Origin of the sequence: Flavobacterium sp. LC2016-23, assembly GCF_009674775.1 — a bacterium.
GTDB lineage: Bacteria > Bacteroidota > Bacteroidia > Flavobacteriales > Flavobacteriaceae > Flavobacterium.
The window spans coordinates 50,306-69,439 of record NZ_WKKE01000025.1 but is presented as its reverse complement, the minus strand read 5'-3'; the positions used below and the strand labels follow the sequence as shown (position 1 = coordinate 69,439).

General features: G+C 38.5%; 15 protein-coding genes. 4 read left to right on the top strand and 11 right to left on the bottom strand.

Annotated features, from left to right (window positions below; translation table 11 throughout):
* The first annotated feature begins 4 nt into the window (after positions 1-4).
* Positions 5-1,918 carry an ABC-F family ATP-binding cassette domain-containing protein gene (locus GJU43_RS19175; protein ID WP_154343003.1) on the top strand — a complete coding sequence of 638 codons (1,914 nt, stop codon included), beginning with the start codon at positions 5-7 and terminating at the stop codon, positions 1,916-1,918.
* A 152-nt stretch (positions 1,919-2,070) separates the two neighbouring features.
* Here GJU43_RS19175 and GJU43_RS19170 read toward each other — a convergent pair whose 3' ends face one another.
* Entirely contained in the window at positions 2,071-3,033 is a 963-nt protein-coding gene (locus tag GJU43_RS19170) for an App1 family protein (RefSeq protein WP_154343001.1), read from the bottom strand.
* A 62-nt stretch (positions 3,034-3,095) separates the two neighbouring features.
* On the opposite strand from GJU43_RS19170, the gene GJU43_RS19165 reads away from it, so the two are divergent.
* Positions 3,096-3,965 carry a diacylglycerol kinase family protein gene (locus GJU43_RS19165; RefSeq protein WP_154342999.1) on the top strand — a complete coding sequence of 290 codons (870 nt, stop codon included), beginning with the start codon at positions 3,096-3,098 and terminating at the stop codon, positions 3,963-3,965.
* A 93-nt stretch (positions 3,966-4,058) separates the two neighbouring features.
* Here the strand turns inward: GJU43_RS19165 and GJU43_RS19160 are convergent, their stop codons facing one another.
* Positions 4,059-5,207, bottom strand: coding sequence for a GNAT family N-acetyltransferase (locus tag GJU43_RS19160; protein WP_154342997.1), 1,149 nt, complete (start codon positions 5,205-5,207; stop codon positions 4,059-4,061).
* 119 nt (positions 5,208-5,326) lie between these two features.
* A complete protein-coding gene (locus GJU43_RS19155; protein ID WP_154342995.1) occupies positions 5,327-5,815 on the bottom strand; it encodes a DUF1761 domain-containing protein in 489 nt (162 codons plus the stop codon).
* 180 nt (positions 5,816-5,995) lie between these two features.
* Between GJU43_RS19155 and GJU43_RS19150 the strand changes: the two genes are divergently transcribed.
* Both GJU43_RS19150 and GJU43_RS19145 read left to right on the top strand, forming a co-directional pair.
* Positions 5,996-6,853 carry a Two component regulator three Y domain protein gene (locus tag GJU43_RS19150; protein ID WP_154342993.1) on the top strand — a complete coding sequence of 286 codons (858 nt, stop codon included), beginning with the start codon at positions 5,996-5,998 and terminating at the stop codon, positions 6,851-6,853.
* A gap of 307 nt (positions 6,854-7,160) precedes the next feature.
* Entirely contained in the window at positions 7,161-7,466 is a 306-nt protein-coding gene (locus GJU43_RS19145; RefSeq protein WP_154342991.1) for a hypothetical protein, read from the top strand.
* Positions 7,467-7,595: 129 nt separating this feature from the next.
* Here the strand turns inward: GJU43_RS19145 and GJU43_RS19140 are convergent, their stop codons facing one another.
* From GJU43_RS19140 to GJU43_RS19105, 8 genes are all read right to left on the bottom strand, one after another.
* On the bottom strand, positions 7,596-8,900 hold the full coding sequence (locus GJU43_RS19140; RefSeq protein ID WP_154342989.1) for an ATP-binding protein: 1,305 nt from the start codon (positions 8,898-8,900) through the stop codon (positions 7,596-7,598).
* A gap of 1 nt (position 8,901) precedes the next feature.
* Complete coding sequence (locus GJU43_RS19135) at positions 8,902-9,723, bottom strand: peptidoglycan-binding protein (protein WP_154342987.1); 822 nt, start codon at positions 9,721-9,723, stop codon at positions 8,902-8,904.
* A 57-nt stretch (positions 9,724-9,780) separates the two neighbouring features.
* Complete coding sequence (locus GJU43_RS19130) at positions 9,781-10,479, bottom strand: hypothetical protein (RefSeq protein WP_154342986.1); 699 nt, start codon at positions 10,477-10,479, stop codon at positions 9,781-9,783.
* Positions 10,479-14,696, bottom strand: coding sequence for a DUF4157 domain-containing protein (locus tag GJU43_RS19125; protein WP_229655087.1), 4,218 nt, complete (start codon positions 14,694-14,696; stop codon positions 10,479-10,481). Before GJU43_RS19125 ends, GJU43_RS19130 begins: the two co-directional genes overlap by 1 nt.
* A 12-nt stretch (positions 14,697-14,708) precedes the next feature.
* Positions 14,709-15,098 (bottom strand): hypothetical protein, encoded by a 390-nt coding sequence (locus GJU43_RS19120; RefSeq protein ID WP_154342984.1) that lies wholly within the window; start codon positions 15,096-15,098, stop codon positions 14,709-14,711.
* Between the two features lie 268 nt (positions 15,099-15,366).
* Complete coding sequence (locus tag GJU43_RS19115) at positions 15,367-17,613, bottom strand: DUF4157 domain-containing protein (protein WP_154342982.1); 2,247 nt, start codon at positions 17,611-17,613, stop codon at positions 15,367-15,369.
* Positions 17,614-17,684: 71 nt separating this feature from the next.
* Positions 17,685-18,560: a DUF6734 family protein gene (locus GJU43_RS19110; protein WP_154342980.1), complete on the bottom strand. Its 876-nt coding sequence runs from the start codon at positions 18,558-18,560 to the stop codon at positions 17,685-17,687.
* Positions 18,557-19,132: a hypothetical protein gene (locus GJU43_RS19105; RefSeq protein WP_154342978.1), complete on the bottom strand. Its 576-nt coding sequence runs from the start codon at positions 19,130-19,132 to the stop codon at positions 18,557-18,559. The genes GJU43_RS19110 and GJU43_RS19105 overlap by 4 nt, the downstream gene beginning before the upstream one ends.
* Between the last annotated feature and the right edge of the window lie 2 nt (positions 19,133-19,134).

The following is a 19,134-nucleotide window of genomic DNA, read 5'->3' as shown; positions in this document are numbered from 1 at the left end:
ATACATGCTTAATATACATAATTTATCGGTTTCTTTTGGAGGTACATATTTATTCGAGGAAGTTACTTTTCGTTTAGGTGCGGGAGACCGTGTTGGACTTGTCGGGAAAAACGGAGCGGGTAAATCTACAATGCTTAAAATGCTGGCGGGAGATTTTGCCCCTGACTCCGGAGTTATTTCCCAGGAAAAGGATATCAGAATGGGGTTTTTACGTCAGGATATTGATTTCGAACAGGGAAGAACCGTTCTGGAAGAAGCCTATGAAGCTTTTACAGAGATAAAAATTGTTGAAAAAAAGTTAGAACAGATTAATCATCAATTGGTGACCAGAACTGATTATGAAAGTGAAGAATACAGCCAGATCATTGAAGATTTATCTGATTACACCCATCGCTTTGAACTTCTTGGAGGTTACAACTATGTGGGTGATACCGAGAAAATTCTTTTAGGATTGGGTTTTAAAAGAGAAGTTTTCAATAATCAGACTGAAACATTTTCAGGAGGCTGGAGAATGCGTATCGAATTGGCTAAATTATTATTGCAGTCAAATGATGTATTGCTTCTGGATGAGCCAACGAATCACCTGGATATAGAAAGTATTATCTGGCTGGAAGGTTTTCTTCGCAATTATCCCGGAGTTGTCGTAATTGTATCGCACGATAAAATGTTTTTAGATAATGTCACCAACCGTACGATCGAAATTTCATTAGGAAAAGCATACGATTTTAATAAACCTTATTCTCAATATTTAGAATTGCGCCATGAGATTCGCGAAAAGCAATTGGCGACTCAGAAAAATCAGGCGAAGAAAATTGAAGAAACAGAAAAATTAATCGAGAAATTCCGTGCAAAAGCTTCTAAAGCTTCGATGGCGCAGTCGTTGATTAAAAAATTAGATAAAGTAGAACGAATTGAAGTTGATGAAGACGACAATTCGGTAATGAATATCTCTTTCCCGGTTTCAAAAGAACCCGGAAGAGTGGTAGTTGAAGCCGAACATGTAACCAAAGCGTATGGCGATAAAGTTATTTTGAAAGATATTGATTTACTGGTAGAACGCGGAAGCAAAATTGCTTTTGTGGGACAAAATGGTCAGGGAAAATCAACCTTCATTAAAGCTATTGTGAATGAATTTGAATACCAGGGAAATATAAAATTGGGACACAACGTTCAGTTAGGGTATTTTGCCCAGAATCAGGCAGAATATCTGGATGGGGAAATTACGCTGCTTCAGACAATGGAAGATGCTGCGATGGACACAAACCGTTCTAAAGTTCGTGATATGCTGGGGTCTTTCTTATTCCGTGGTGACGATGTGGAGAAAAAGGTAAAAGTACTTTCAGGTGGCGAACGTAACCGTTTGGCTCTTTGTAAATTATTGCTGCAGCCAATCAATGTTTTGCTGATGGATGAGCCTACCAACCACCTGGACATTAAATCTAAGAACGTTTTAAAGGCCGCTCTTCAAAAATTCGGAGGAACTTTACTATTGGTGTCACACGACAGGGATTTTCTTCAGGGAATGTCTAATATTGTTTACGAATTTAAAGATCAGAAAATCAAAGAATATTTAGGGGATATCAATTATTTCCTGGAACAGCGCAATCTTGAAAACATGCGTGAAGTCGAGAAAAAAGATGTTGCCAAAGCTGCTGCCCCAAAAGAAACGAACAAGGCTTCCTACGAGGATCAGAAGAAAGGTAAAGCGCTGCAAAACAAGTTAAGTAAAGTTGAAAGTCAGATCAAACAATTAGAAAGAGATATTCAGCATGATGATAAGATGCTGGCTTCCAATTATGATAAACATATCGAGGATGCTTCTTTCTTTACCGCTTACAACAAGAAAAAAGCAGATCTGGAGCAATTGTTACTGGATTGGGAAATCGTTCAGGAAGAGATTGATAATTTTAGTGCTTAAAATAGTTTTCAGTCACAGTCTCAGTTTTACTTTTTTAAAATAAGATTCATTATAGAGACCTTTGCCAAAGTTTTGGACTTTAGGCGAAGGTTTTTTTATTCTTCATTGCTACGTTTTACAGTTTACATCACGCATTTTAATAAAAATCAAAACTACTTGATAATTCCAATTGATTTGGAGTGCATGATCGCTTCGCTGCTTTCTTTAAAGTAACAAACAGCAACATCCAGTGATTCCATATTTCTCAGGATAGTTTTAGTGGTTTTCTTTTGGCTTTTACCGGTTTGCCTGATGTAAACAGCCGTTACGGTTACCGGAAATATTTTGCAGATTCGTTCATATAAAATAGGGTCGTGCTGTGAGTCATCTCCCAATAACACATACTTCAGATTAGGATAAAACTCTAAAACATGCTTGATTTTGTCAAACTTATGATCGTGATTTCCTCTTCCGCTCATAAAAAAATCAGTAATTCCTCTCTTAATGTCTTTCAGTAAGATTACAGCTCTTGGCAGTTGGTGAATTTTAGTAAATTTTATAATGAAATTGTACAAATTCCATTCGCTGCTTGAAATATAAAAAAAGGCATTTTCCTCTTCCTTGTTATTTCTTCCGGCAGAACTCAGGGCCTGATAATACGGAACAACATCTTTAAAGACCTTTCTGTCGTTGACATTTTTAAATAAAAGAATGTATATTTTTTTGAAGAAATTATGCGTGTGGGAAATCAGAAAAGTATCATCAATATCAGAGATAATTCCGAGATTTCCTTTGTGAGGCCTTATAAAACTTCCTTTAGAAATAATAATTTCAGAATTATATCTCAGACTGACTTCATATTCCATCCATCCAAAATTAAATTCTTTTTCAAGCGGAATACAAAATTTAAAATAGCCATCGTCTAATGTCTTCGTATGGATTTCGTTATCGCCATATTTAAGATAAATATCAAAATTCTGAATGGTTTTTATTCGAAACTGATTGATTATGGAGGTAGCATTTTTGAAGTTTTTCTTCTGAAAATCATAATCATACGTTCTTTTAAAAACATGGCCCATTACAATTAATTCTTGTTCATTAGCATAACCGCGATATAATTGTAGGATTGGTTTCATTAATTGTGTATTTTTATATATGTTGTAAATTAATTATTTTAATCGGTTTTAAAAATTAAATTTTGAAAAAGAATATCATTTTTGTTGTAAATCCTATTTCCGGAGACCTGGATAAATCCGATTTAATAGATGCTGTGCATGAGTTTTCGGTTACCCATAATTTTAATTTGGTTGTTCATGAGACAACAGGCGAGGAGGATATAAAAGCCATCCATTCACTTTATGATGAATATGAACCGGAGAGAATCATTGTGGCTGGTGGTGACGGTACTATAAAAATGGTAGCGGAAGCGATGGAAGAGCATGATGTTGTTCTTGGTATTTTGCCAGCCGGTTCTGCCAATGGTTTGTCTGTAGATCTAAATCTGCCGGGAACGATAGAAGAAAACCTGAAAATTGCCTTTTTAAATTCTTATATAGAAATGGATATGATTTGCATTAACGGCAAAAAAAGCATCCACCTGAGTGATATTGGAATTAATGCCGATCTGGTTAAAAATTATGAAGAAAGTAATCTGAGAGGCTTTTGGGGTTATGCACTTCAGGCCTATACAACGCTGGTGGATTCTAATGAGCCTTTTGTAGCGACCATCACAGCAAATAAAGAAACCATTCAGCATACAGCAAGAATGATTGTAATTGCCAACTCTCAGAAATATGGCACCGGGGTTACGATCAATCCAAATGGCGCTGTGAACGATGGGAAATTTGAACTGGTGATTTTAAAAAGCCTGGATTTATTACTGCTTGGAAAAATCATTACCGGAAATATGCCAATTGATTCCGATGATATTGTGATTATCTCCACCGATAAAGCCACTATTGAAACCAATTATGCCGTTAACTTTCAGATTGACGGCGAGTATTGCGGCGCTCAGAACCTTTTAGAAATTCATATTTTGCATAAACAAATGAAGATTGCGGTTCCTTAATTGAGGGGAGTTGCAGTTTTCAGTCTCAGTCTCAGTCTTTGGTCTCAGTCTTTACTCTTTACTCTTTACTCTTTACTCTTTACTCTTTACTCTTTACTCTTTAAACGGATTTCGTTCTTTCCATTCGGTTTTTGGTTCGAGATAGTTGAAGAGTTTGGCAATGTTATGATTGATTAAGGCATTGCTGTGTGTAATTAATCCGTACATTTTTTGTGGTTTTGCACCGACTGAACTCTTTATTTCCAGGGCAGTTCGTGCAAAAACGATTTCAGAAAATCCCTGATTGATCGAGTAGGCAATCATGTCGTACAGCATATTGAGGTATAACATTTTTTCGCGCTGGATCGTTTCGTCATAACCTAAAAAATAAGTATCCATTACGGTTCCGTTTTTGATCAGCGTGTTGAAACCAATAAGATTTCCATCCAGAAAATAGCCATAAAACAGGAAATTCTCTTTCATGATCTCTTTAAAAAAACTAAAGTGATTCCGGGCCAGAAAAAAAGTATTAAAGGGAGCATTTTTAGCCACGTGAAAATACAAATCGTAAATAACGTCTTCGTACTTTTTAATCTCAGTCAAAGACATTTTTTGTTTTTCAATTGCTTCGGCTTTTTTTCGGGCGCGCTTGTACTGATCCCGATATTTTTTTGATAAGGCATCAATGTAATCGTGTTCCGACTTCCAGTTTTTATTGATTTCAAAAATCATATTGGGCTGGGTCGAAAAGGTATAATTATTTTTAAATTCAGCTTGTAAAGGCTCAATTTCCGATTCCGTAAAATCTTTAATACTGGTAATGTGTACTTTTTTTCCGCTTTCTTTCAGGTCTTTCTTAAGCTGGTTAATAGCTTTATGAAGGGTTTGAATTGCTTTAGACTGCTGTACAGCCGGATCAAAAGAAAAAGCATTTTGCCCTGTAAGCATATTGTTGCCCACGAATAATACATGCGAGGCAAAATTTTTAAAAGCAAAATTACGGACAGAAGTTTTTAAACACTGATCGCGGTCTCCAAAGGAATCGAGTTTTTCTGCAAATAAAAATTGAGTTACGACAATTCCAGCCAGTTTCTTGTCATTAAAAATGCCGATAAAATGACAAATCATATTTACCGGAGAAGAATTTTCCAGTACTTCAAGATATTCCCTGGTCAGGAAAATGTTTTTTGCAGCAAGCGAATTCCATTCTAAAGGCAGTAAGGAAACGCTATTGTAAATTTGGAAGGAATAAGTTGTACTCAAAAGTGAAAGCTAATTTGTTCAAAATTAGATAATATTTATAATAACTAACGGGGTTTAAGTTATTATTAAGAAAAACCCGTCTGAGTTTTTGTTCTCAAACGGGTTTTGTATAAATGATATCAGGCAAATCCGCAAATAATACCGCCCATTAAAGTTAGGGTTACCATCCAGAATCCTGCATGAATAAAAATGTATTTCCATGATTTTCTTTCAAACAAGGCATTAATTCCAATTACAGGAAAAGCAAAAAACAGCCCTGAGATAAAACCGTGCAGGGCACCATGTTTAAAAGTACGGTATGCTGTTCCGTAATCTGCCATGAAAGCAGCGAAGGAAGGTTTTGCACTTTCAACTAACGGAGGCCCGCCCACCATTCCGATAGCTCCCGACTGATGAATTGTCAGCGACATTAAGGTCATCGTAATCATTAAAGAAAAAACGTACGTAAGACCAAAAATTTTAAGCATATTACCCGTACGCAGCTGCTCCTGGGTAAGGTTGTTTTCTCTCATCCAGATCGTTCCGAAAACATTCGGATGATACCAGATAAATCCAACTACAAGTGTTACAATTCCCGCAAGTAGTAATGCAATAAAGTTAAATTCCATAATATGAGGTTTTTAGGATTAGTTGTTCAAATTTAATCAAAAAAAGAGAAACTTTAGCTTTTTGTATATAAGTAGTATTAATACGATTAAATATTTACTTATTAACAGTTTATCGACATTCTATGTATTATAGCTATAAAATGTATAATTTTGCTTTGAAAACAAATCCCCAAATCTGTTATGAAAAGTTATATCACTCTTTTTTTAGCATTTGTTTTTTCTCATACTATTATTGCAGATACTGTTTCTGATAAAGAAAAATATGCCCTTATTAAATTGTACCATGCTACAAATGGTTCACAATGGAAAATAAAGTGGGATTTATCACTTTCAGTATCAACCTGGTATGGAGTAACAGCTGAAAACGGAAAAGTAGTAGGGCTTAATCTGGCCAACAATAATTTGCAGGGAGAATTACCTGATGCCTTTTATGACTTAGTGAATCTGGTCGATGTTGATTTGCATAAAAACAATCTGAAAGGGCAGCTTTCCACTACTATTCATAACCTGAAAGAACTGGAAGTTTTGGATGTTTCGATTAATGAATTATCAGGAACATTGCCGGCTTCTATTTGCGAATTAAAAAAGCTTAAGGATTTAGCGCTTTTTGAGAATAAAATTACAGGAGAATTACCCGCAGAGATCGGAAAACTGAGCAGCTTAGAAAGCTTATCGTTGTTTGATAATGAAATACAAGGACAATTGCCTGGTTCATTATATAAGATCAGGACACTGAAAGTATTGCTTTTGAATAATAATAAGATGACAGGAAATCTAAGCAATGAAATATTGAATTTTTCTGACCTTGAAAATCTAAGTCTGTTTGATAACGGTTTTGAAGGTGCAATTCCGGCAGGGCTGGAGAAGTTACATCATTTATCTGAAATGAACCTTTCTTATAATAAATTTAAGGGAGCCGTTTCTAAAAATCTGGCATTGTTGGATGCGCTGAATATGACTATGTTTGATGTAAATGGAAATCCGGTTTTATTACCAATTACTACTGAAAAAGAAACTACAGATGTTACCCAAAATTAATCGTGCTTATGAATGAAAATTACTCTCGTTAACAAAGTTGATTAAATATATTTAGTTAATTGTTGAAAACCGTAACCCCCGTTACGGTTTTTTTATGCCTTTTTTTTGAGTGAATGCAATTTTCACTAAAAAGATGTGTATTGAATCCCTTTTTTAAAATAATTTTTAAAGTAACTTTGCGCCGATTTAATAATTATACGTCGGTTTGGATAGTGATTTGATTTTTTTTCATAACTTTAATATCCAATTCAGCAGTATAGTTCTGAAGCGACGAAATAATTAATTTTAACTTTTTAATCCTAAAATTATGGTAGTACAGTATAAAGGAGAACAATACGGAAAGTCTACAACATTTACGATACGAATTATTGGAAATAATCTTTCAAAAAGCAGTTCTAATTATCAGATAGATTTATTGGTAGAAGATAAACAAATCCCTGTTTTTACAACAGCAATTCACCAAAGTTTGTCCAATTGCCTTAAAGAAATCTATCTTTTCAGAAAGCATAACGGAATTAAATTTGACGCTTCTTCAGAAAAAATAGCTCCTAAACTGGTACCGTACGATAAGGTATTATACAACTATAATAAATACGCTTTGTTTATGGCTTAAGGCTTATAAATCATAAAAAAAAGACTGTTTGTAAAGACGGTCTTTTTTTATGCCTGATTTTTAGGAATGGACGTATTTCTCTGAAGGTTCAATCTTTACCTGATTTAAATAAAAAAACAGCATTCTCATTTACATCATCTTCCCTTCTTTCGCATACTCTTTTTTAATACCCTGAATAAGGTGATGGAGATTGATACTTTCGTTTTCGTCTTCCAGTGTTCTCAGGCATGCATATTGGATGATATTCACAATATTGGCGCCGGTAATGTCGTATTTTTTTGAGAGTTCGTTAAGATTAACATCTTCGGCAATTTTGATTCCTTTGGGCAGGTTGTTTTCCCAAAGCTGTAGACGTTCGCCATACGAAGGTACTTCAAATTCAATGATAGACTGAAATCTTCGGGTGAAAGCCGTATCAATATTGGTTTTAAAATTGGAAGCCAGAATAACCAGCCCGGGATGATTTTCAATACGCTGCAACAAATATGAAACTTCCTGATTGGCGTATTTATCGTGTGCGTCCCTTACATTGGTTCTTTTTCCGAAAACGGCATCGGCTTCATCAAAAAAGAGGATCCAGTCTTTGTCAGCCGCTTTGTCAAAAAGGGAAGAAAGATTTTTTTCGGTTTCGCCAATGTATTTTGAAATCACCATAGACAAATCAATTCGGTACACATCTCTTTTGGTGTATTTCCCCAGCAGGGAAGCCGTAAGCGTTTTTCCGGTTCCGGGTGCGCCGTAAAACATGACCCTGAAGCCCGGTTTGATTTTGGCTTTCATGTCCCATTCGTGAAGCAGAATCTCGTTGAATTTGAGCCAGGTTTCTATTTCCTTAATGTAATTTAACGTGGTCGTATTGAGCACCAAATCGTCCCATTCAAGTGAGGTTTCTATTAACTGTGCCGGAAAAACACTGCTGAGCTGCGGTTTTAGAATTTTTCCGGTAATGAATTTCTCGATGTATTCGTCTTCTAAAATCAGTAAACCGCTTAGTTTCGGCTCTCCATTCGGAACGGAATCTATTTTGATGATTCCTTTCCGGTAAAGAAAGGATTGATTGTGCAGGTAATTATAGAACGAAATCCGATTGTCGAGATCATTTCCGCCCAATAAAAACTGAGCTGTTTCGCCGGTGGGTAAAATGCCGCGGTGGTTTTTCGTTTTGATGCCGCCAAATTCAGGCAATTCGCCGCCATTGGGCAAATACTCGGCAATAATCGAGCTCAGGAAATCAGGCTTAACATGTGGAGCCAGTGCGAGTCCCAATATAAGAATATCGATTTCAGTCAGATTGTTTTCAATGATGAATTCGTTGATAAACCCGTTGGAATCCATTTGATTCAAAACCGGTTTTCCCATACGGTTTTCGACCTGAAAAAGAGCGTCAAGCTGAAATACGAATTGGTTTTTTAAATACGTGAATACATTTTCCATTTTATGCTACTAAAGATTCGATTGAAAAAAAATCTATTTTGGATTGTTTATAATTTCTGATTCTGTTCATGACGGCATTTCCGTTATGAGAACCATCAGAATTAGTATTGCCTTCAATGGTCTCAATCAGATCTCCGTGAACCGCAGTTACAATTCCGGTATGAAACCAGTCGTTTGTGGTTTTCTGAATCAGAAATACATCTCCGGGTTTTATGAGCGACGGATTCGTTCTTGCCACCTGATAGCGTGTCAGTATTTTTTTCTGAATACCGGTTACACCAACTGTATCACAGCTATAGGTTAACGGCATGAGTGTTTTGAAGTTTTTCCCCTGAACAGCGGCTGCCTGGTCAATTATCGCCTGAACAAAGCCCATACACCAAAACCAGTCGGTTCCTTCATGACCGTCCATATAACTTCGCACCCAGGGTCCTGTGTTACTTTGGTTGTTGATGATGAGTTCGAAAGGATGATTTTTAAGATGGTTTTTGGCTGTACTTAAAATTAATTCTCTCAGATTATTGCCGGGTACAGGATCTTCGAAAGCTTTTTTAAGAGGAGCTGTCAACGCATCGAATACCTTTTGATCTACAGTCCCTGTTTGGGATAAGCCGTTGAATTTTTGAAAATTCAGCACTGCTTTTTCTGTTGCCGGTCCAAAATCACCATCAATCCCCGTTGCCGTTCCCGCGTTTGGATTTTGCATGGCAAATAAGTTAAGCCAGGACTGAATTTTTTCAATGTCTTTTTTATTGTTATTGAGCCCTTTTCTTTGTTGTGTGGCTTTAATAAGCAGTTCTTTTTGGTAGGATGTTTTTTGCATGGCTAATGTTTTTTAAGGTTAGAAAATTTGATTTTTCAAGTGCTTTTTTTAACAGTTTTATTTTATCCCTTTCACTTCATTCAGTTTGTTGATATGATAGGTAAAGTCTTGTTCCGGAAATAATTCAGGAAGTGCTTTTACGGCCAGCTCCATATCTTCCAGAGCAATTTTTTTATGTGGTATTTCCTGATTCCAGTCGATATAAAAATATTGCCAGCCTTTTACCGCACAAGAGTCGATCATAGCGTTGCCATACTCCTCAAAGGACATATCAAGTAAAGTGTACCAGTTCCGGTCAAAAAATGCAATTTGTGGCGGAAACTTTTTAGCGCCTCTTACAAAGCATCCATATCTCCAGTCGTCTCCCCATGCTTGTTTTTCAAACCAGTTCAGTTTTTCAAAATGCTTAAGATCATCAGGAACTACAGCATCGGGGGCCAGGGAAAAATCAATTTTCCAGAAAGTGGATGGATTTGAAAGCGCTTCAAAAATTCCATTGAAAAGAAACCCTCCGTATAAAAAATAGTTTTGGCTTTTACTTTTCCATTTAACAGAGAGACTTGAAAATTTAATAACAGCAGCATCTTTCGATTCCAGAGTGATTTTGCCAATTGTGGCTAAATCTTCAATAGCCCATTGAATACTTGAGCTGGATAGTTCCAGAAAATCTTTCCATTCTGCTTCGTTAATTTCGACATGAGGATTTGTCTTTAAACCGTCACGAAATTTTTTGATATTTTGCATTAATTTTTCCATTATGCTTGTATTTGAAGGTTTGAATTAGTACTCATATTACTGTTTATTAAGCTTACATTGTTTCGAATCGAATTCCACTTTCTTGATCCCTGAACAATTCCTTTTGCGGTGTATAACAATTCGATTTTACTAACCAGATCCGCGACACTGCCAAATCGGCCATGTAGTCTTCTCGCTGCTATAATATCTTCAGCAAAATCTGAAGAGACCTTAAATTGTTCTACGATAGTTGGTCTCCCTAACTCATTTAAGTTGAAAGTAGCCCCTGCTGCCGTGAGCGGAGGGGCAGACTGCGTAAAAGGATAGTTCGTAACAGGGCCTTTGGTGTCTCCTGTATATTCGGCTACACTTACTGTTATGGTTTTAGCAAAATTTTCTACGGCACCATTTGCAGGGTGATTTTCCCAGGTGGTTTCATAATATAATTTTTTACCTGCGGCAGTGGCTGTCTTTGCGAATCTTTCGGGCCCGGTTTCCATTAGCCCATTAATGGATTTAGAGATAATGGATAAATTCTGTGCAGCTCCTGTTCCGCCCAGTTCTTCACTTAACATATGACCTCTTACCCAGGAATCATGAACAAGGTTTAAAGCCTGAGCATGCCCCCATCCCGGTAATGCACCCGGGCCGCTTCCGGCATCTCTGTCACTGGTAAGCGGGTCGGCTAAGACATTTCCGGCGTTATACTTAATGACTGTTCGGGGTATCTTGGCTTTAGGGGTGCTATGTGTACCTGCTGTTAATTGTACATAATGATAATCCCAGGTACTTCCGCCATCCGTTACGGAAGAAATGTTTATGACGGATGCCTGGTCACTGTTAACCTTATTTTTAATGGCCTGGGCTTCATCTGGAGTTACCATTCCTTCATCATTTTCTTTTTCACTTTCACTATCAATCTCCGCTAAAGCTCCGGCAACCGGACCCGCCGGTGTAGCTGTTTCGGGCTGACCTCTTCCCATAAGACGGTCTAACATATTCATTCCGGTATCTACCGCTTTATTTACCAGCCACGTAAGAGCCTCATCCACCATTTGACGAACCGAAATAATCATTTCGCCAACCCTTGCCCCAATTCCGGAAAGTCCGACCTGATTGGCCAGGAACCCGATGACAATTGGCATGGCCTGACCCATGGTTCTTTCGAGATAATTGGCGGCGGTAGCTACATTTCCTTTGGCGATATCGGCTACACCGTTGACAAAAGAGTTGACTACTTCGAGCATTTCACGCAGGTATTTTATAAAACTCTGAATCGCACTGTATAAAGCCATTGCACCATTGATCACAGCCATAATTCCGGTTGGGTCCAGCATGCTCAGCAGTCGGGCAGTGATACGGTTCACGATACGTTCCATGATAAAGTTTTTCACGGCATCAAGAACAGTATTCCATAAATTACTGAGTTGTTCCTGGATTTTATCCCAAATAGCAGCCATACCGCGTTCCTGAACATCTTTTATGAATGTCCAGATGCCCTCAAGCGTGTTGATCATGCTGCGGATTCGGGCTACACGTGCCGGACCAATTCTCGGATGGGCCGCCAGTTTCTCCCATATTTTTTCCATGGATATTCCCAGTACTTCAAGTACCCATGAAATCACTCCTTTTAAACTAAAATCGGTAAGCACAGGAATATTGGCATCTTTCAGTTCACTCATCAACCAGCCGGTAACCCCGTCAATTAAATGCGTTACAATATTGTCAAAGAACTGAACAAATCCCTGTTTGATGGCACGCAGTATATTTTTAAGGAAACCGATCGGATCTTTTTTGATGTCATCGATGGCCTGCATGGCCCGGGTTATGATGTTTCCGATGAGGTCGAATGGGAAATTCATGATTTCGAGTATGGCCATAATGACAATTCGGACGATTTCTGCAACAAAAGCGATAAGGCGGCCGATAGGTTCTCCGAATTTTTCAATAATACGGACAAAGGCATCAAGAGGATGAATAAGGTCATCGATCGTAAACGAGTTCCAGAGATCGGTAAAGAGCTGAATAATAGCGGCAGGCGTCATGTTTAAAGTAGCGACAGCCGCTTCAATCTGACCTGCAATTCGGGCAATGGCACCCGTTTCCACCATTTGGGCGTATTGTTCTTCGCCGCCGTCCATCAGGCTCATAAAACCTCTGATGAGATTTGGAACAGATCGTTCGACGGTTTCGTTGGTGAAAGGATCCCGTCCTATAATTACTTTGATCAGGGAATAACCTCGTACGGTAGCAGCCTGGGAAGAAAGCCATCCTAGTAAGGATTCTTTCACAAGTTCCAATACTTTGAGTGCTACGCCTACGGCAAAATCCCATACTCTTTGCAGGAACCCACCCGCCTGAGCTGCCAGTGCCGAAAGATTATCGGCAATATTTACCAGATTCGAAGGCTGAATCGCATCCCAGGCTGAAGTGATAAGTCCGCGAAGTTCCCCCAACAACGAATTGAAAGTTCCGACCTGAGTGTCGAGCCAGTCGGCCGTTTTTTGAAGCGTGCCTTTTTCACGCATCTGTTCCAGCTCGGTTTGCTTGTCGATCAGGATTAAGAAATCTTCCAGTATTTCTACCGTTGTGGCATTTACTGCCTCATCTCTTAACGGATCGTATTTGATTATTTTTTTGATTAACGACCAGGCCTTGTTTTCTGCCAGTATAGGTTCTGCCACATCAATCAGCGCTTCTTTGATCCAGGTGATAACCTGATCTACTGTGGCGCTTACAAAAGAGGTTATTCGGTTTACCAGTTCGTTGAATTTTTCAGTAACTAAATCAATGATATCGGTATAAGGAAAGGATATTTTATCCCAAACATCTTCTACCATATCCATAATACTGTCGATGGTTAATCCGAGTTCGCCTAATTTTCCTTCTACCCAGTCAAAAACCTGTTGTAATATTCCGTATTCCTGAAGCTTGTCGAATATGGCCGTTCCGAAAGGAACAAGTCCCATTAATCCTTCTACCAGGTTAATAGGGGTTCGCTCTACATCCACCTCCCTTAAAGGATCATAACCGATAATAACGGTAAAAAGCGTATAGCCGGGAATGTGGCGTGCTTCATTGATGATCCAGTCGGGAACTAAATCCAGGAACGAACCCTGAATCATTTCGGGAGCAGGGGAGATGGGCTCCGGTTTTTTTCTGATGGCTGCCCCTTGCTGAACCGTATGGGTTAATTCGTGTGCAAGCAGATGTTTGCCCGACTGCGAGTTTGGATTGTATTTTCCTTCGTTAAAATAAATATTGTTTCCGGTAGCAAAAGCCTGAGCGCCCAATTGTTTATTCATCTGAACGGCTGCTGAATCATTGTGTATGCGGACATTGCTGAAGTCGGCACCAATACCGGATTCCATTTCGGTTTTTACTTTTCCTGACAGGGGAGAACCTCCGCCTTTACTACTGTTTAAAGTGCTTTCAAGATTAGAGCTGTCAGAAGGACTGGCATCTGCACCCGCACTCATCTGAAGTTCTTTTTCATCGTCTTTGGCCTGGACTTCCTCTTCTTCTTTTGCCTGGATTTCTTTCTCCGGTTTTGGCTGAATAACTGGTTTAGCCGCTACGGAAGCAGGGCTGTTTTCTGCTTTTGGCTGTACTACTGGTGGATTTATCGGTTCGACTAGAGGTTTTTTTTGTATTTCTGCCTTTTTTTCTTCTTTGGGTTTCTCGTCTTTTTTCTGAACCTCTTCTTCGGTCTTATTTTGGATTTCAGGTTTTAGTTCTACTTTTTTTACCGGAACCGTTTCTGTTTTTTTTACTTCTTTTTTGTTTGGCAGCGGCGCTTCTTTTGGCTGAACCTTATTTTCAGTTTTGTTCTGAATTACTGTTTTTGGCTTGGAAAAGTCTTTATTGATTTCACGCTTTTCCGGTTTTTTAGCATCCAGCTTGTTCTGGATTGGATTCTCTTTTAGCTGGACCACCGGAGTTATGGTTTCGGCTACTGTTTTTTGCTGGATTTCCTGGTTCTGATCTTCTTGCTTTTGTACGTCTTGGGCCAGTTTTTTCTGTACTACGGATGAAGGCGAAAAGAAGGTTTCTGTATTTGTGGTTTTTTTAGCAGCGACGACATGGTCTGCTACTCTGTCGGCCTCGGCTTCATGTTTATCATTGGATTTTCCGATATTCAATTTTGCCTGTACCCCAAAAAAAGAGTCCTGCCCCTTGTCCTGATGGGACGAGGAGTGCGAAGGACTTGCTTTTGTTTTTGATGTAAAGGCTGGCATTCGGTATCAATTTTAAATTGGAATTATGCTTGTTTTTGGAATTTCATTAATTCCGATTCTCTTAAATTCTAAAAAAGTTTGGATGTCCTGATTGGTCTCCGAATAGAAAACAATCCACAAACCTTCTTTAAAAACGGTTGTATTACTTAAAGACAAAACATACGGAACTGTGCTATTGATCTGAACTACGGCATAATCATCCTTTTGTGTGTCAATCTTCTGTTTGATATTTGCAATCGATTTGTTACTGTCCTGGTCTGTTTTACGCTTAAAGTCCAGTACCTCTTTTTTATCATGAAAAATTAGGATCAGAATTTCCTTTTTTAAAAGCGTGTTATTTTTAGGATTGATACACACTTTTCTTAAACTCGGAAAAACCGCGAGTGTACCTTCTACTCTCAAACATTTTGATACGGACGAATCTGTTGTTAACGTTAATGGGTTTGATTTATTCGTATATATAGTGTCACATCCCGTAAAGCAGCAACACAGTAAACAAAAAACTATTGTAAATCGCAAAATTTTAAATTCCAAATTCCAATGAATGAGTTGGTTAAAAAAATTAAACTTCAAATTTTCAAATTCTAACTGATCGGCTTGTTTTAAAATTGGAATTTGGAATTTATTCTTATTGGAATTTAGAATTACTAATTTCATATTTTCTGATTTTTTAAAATTGACCACTTCTCATTTCATTTATGAAGGGCTGCAGCGCGGCAGCGGAAGCACGTCCGCCTCCGCCATTTAGGGATTTGTAATAATCCTCACACATTGAGGCCTGCTGTTCTCTGTTGAATTCATTAAAATGGGCATGTTTAAAGGTTCCGTCACTATTCATATAATTGTACCCTTCACCAAAAGCCTGTGCATGTATCGCCTGCGCCATATACACCGATCCTGCGTGTTCATATTGTGCTACATGTGACAATTCGTGAACCATGGTAGCGGTATCTTCTCCCGGTGCCGCATGAATGATATGCGCTGTGGTTACGGCTCTGTAGCCTCCTCCGGAAAAATAACCGGAAATGTACGCTACCAGAGATCCTTCATCTACATATACCAAATCATACGGAATCATGCCTGCCGGATGAACTTGAAGCGAGGCATTTATTTCTACATCTGTTAATTTTCGCATTCTAAAAATCAGTCCCCATATCAGCTGTAATATTTCAAAGATTCCAAGTAAATCGATAATGTATAATAACAGTTTTCCCGCCCAGGTAAGTCCGCCCAGTACGCCATCCCATATCCAGGAAGCAAAACCTTTTATTCCCTGCCAGGCCCAGACTGCTGCACCAACGATACCGTCCCATCCCCATTGGGCAAAGCCGGTAATACCTTTTCCCAGCCAGCCCAAAGTTCCTGTCAGGGCATTCCAGAGTTTAGACAGGCTTGGTGCCGTAATAAAATCTACCGCCCAGTCGTACCCGGCCACTACACCGTCTAAGATCCAGTTTGCTGCTCCCGCGATCCCGCTTCCCAACCAGCTAAAGACTCCTTTTACACCTTCCCATAAATGCCCGGCGGCGGCACTCAGTCCGTCCCAGGCCCATCCTAATACGCCAGTTATTGCGTCCCAGCCATGAACAACTAGTCTCCATAATCGGGACGGGATATTGGAAAGGAAAGACCAGACATTGTTGCCCAAAAGACATAGTTTTTCCCATAAAACAGTACCAATCACTTTAATGATATCCCATGCTTTATTTCCAAACCACTTAATGCCGTCCCAGACATAGGAGGCGGCACCGGATAACCAATTGAGAGCATCGCTTCCTAATGATTTCATACCATCCCACACAGCATTCGCCTGGTCTCCAAGATAAGTAGTAGCGGAATCCCAGGCCGCGCTTACATCACTGGCAAAACCAGAGACTGCATCTGAAACGGCTCCGGTAGCGGCATTCCAGCCCTCACTTACGGTATCGGCAAAACCGGATGCCGCATCAGAAACGGCTCCTGTTGCCGCATCCCATCCGTCACTTACGGTAGCTGTCGCACTGTCCCAGGCATCGCCAAGCCAGCTTCTTTGTATTGGAGTCTGCTCTTTCTTCTGAACATTAGAACCTTGTTGTACGGTATGGGTAAGCTCATGTGCGAGCAAATGTTTGCCTTGTTTGCTGTCGGTATCATATTTTCCGGAATTAAAATAAATATCATTTCCGTTCGTAAATGCCTGAGCGCCGAGATCCTGACTCATTTGCATGGCATTGCTGTCGGTATGGATACGAACCTGACTGAAATCGGTTCCAAAACCGGATTCCATTTCGCTTTTTACACCTTTAGAAAGAGGTGATCCGCCGCCTTTGCTGCTTTTTAGATTGTTTTCTAATTTAGCATCGTTGGCAGTCGACTCGTTATTATTTGATTTTTTCTGAACAGGCTTCTTTTTATCTTCTTCTTTTTCTTTGCCTTTTTTCTGTATCTTTTTATCTTCGTCTTTGTCTGCCTTCTTTTGTATTTTCTTTTTATCTTCCTCTTTTTCCTTACCCTTTTTTTGTACTTTTTTATCTTCGTCTTTGTCTGCCTTTTTTTGTATTTTCTTTTTATCGTCCTCTTTTTCCTTACCCTTTTTCTGTACTTTTTTATCTTCGTCTTTATCTGCCTTTTTTTGTATTTTCTTTTTGTCTTCTTCTTTTTCTTTGCCTTTTTTCTGTACCGGTTTCTCTTTTTCTAAATCCTGTTTCTGAACGGTGGATATGGTTTCGGAAATTGGTTTTTTCTGCACGCCTTCTTCTCCTTTGGACTGCAGTAATCCGCCACTTTTTTGTTTGTTGACTACTTTATCGGCAACATTATCTGCTTCTACTTCATATTTGTCCCCAACGGTACCGGTTGTTAGTTTTTTTTGGATTTTGGGTCCAAAAAAAGGAGAAGAGGAGTGATTGTCCGGTTTTTTATTTTCTAAAGTTCTCATCACTTTATGGTTTTACTATTTGAAACAAATACTTATTTTTAAATCCCAAGAGGATTCATTTTTCGAAACACCTATGCTACCAGGGGTTTAACGTTAGCTTCTTCTTTCGGTATGATCTGATGTTTTTCCAGTTCAATCTTTATTTGTGCATACCAGTACGGAAATATTTTAAACAGGCGATGTTCAATTTCGTCGGTAATGTCTTTTTTGTACTTTTTAATACCGAAGAGATGGCTGTAGCCCATTTCATTGGCATAGATGCTTTGTTCTGCTATATTTTTTCCTTTAAGGAGTAGGGTCGGTGTAATGTTATTGTAGTCTAATATAGAAGCCAGGTTGTATTGTTCGATAACAATGCACGGTTCAAATCCCTGTTGTTTTAAGGGAATAAATTCTTCCTGATGTGCTATGAAAATTTTCTCCAGATCATAATAGGCACTTACAAATTTCCTGCAGAGTGTAAGATCATTAAACCCCAGGATGCCACAACTGTACGAATGCCCTAAATTCGAATGCCAGTACGGTAAATGGTTCGTATACTGATTAAAAAAATCAATCTGTTTTTTATAATGCATTTCATACCCGCATTCTTTTCGTTCGAGAATAATACTTTCGAAATTAAAATCTATTTTTCTTTTTATAAATACATCAGTGTCGAGATGAATAAATGGTCTGGTTTGTTTTTCGATTGCATGAATTTTCGATTTCATCCAGAGTTCCTTATTTTTTTCATTACTCACTTTGGTAACCCTGCAGGGCAGCATGTATAAAAATTTATAAGCAGTTTCGTCTGCATAAAGTTCAATGTCTTTGTACCAGAGATGACTGTATAAAACACTCAAAGCCGTCATGTAGATGGTCTCTTTGAGTTTATTGCCCATCTGCCAACGGTTATTGATCAGCGGAAAAGCATCGAGGCTGTATATAATTCTTGGTTCTTCTTTCATAATTGTTTTTTAAGCGTTTGAAGCAGCTGTTTTTCTTCCAAATAGCATACATTGTTGTATAACGAAGCTTTTTTGCTGTGTTTGTAAAGTCTTTTCCATTCGTATTTGTGACCCATTGCCGCTGAGGTTACTTCCGGTAACTGTGTGTTATGGAATACTTTCATCTCATTAAAAGTAGCATGCCAGACCATCCTGCCAAGTAAGGGTGATTGCGTGAGTTCTATTTTGGAAAAAATTCTTTTGTAATAATCCGTGTGAACATTCTTATTATTGACAAAGAATTCCGAGACTAAAACTTCCCCGACATTTATATTATAAAACCTGCTAAAAAATCTTGTAATTCCGTCCTGTTCCTTAATGGGCAATAAAACGTCTTCATCTTCATAAATAATATCGATATCATTTACGGGCATATCATAATAACTGCGAAGATTTATATAATCTGCAATTCCGCCTACAAATGCAATTTTTGACAAATCGAGTTTGTCAAAAATATTTTTAAGCGCCTGTTGCTGCTCATAGAAAATGTTTTTTTCATCTTCCTTCAGGAATGTTTTTTCTTCAGTTTCCATAT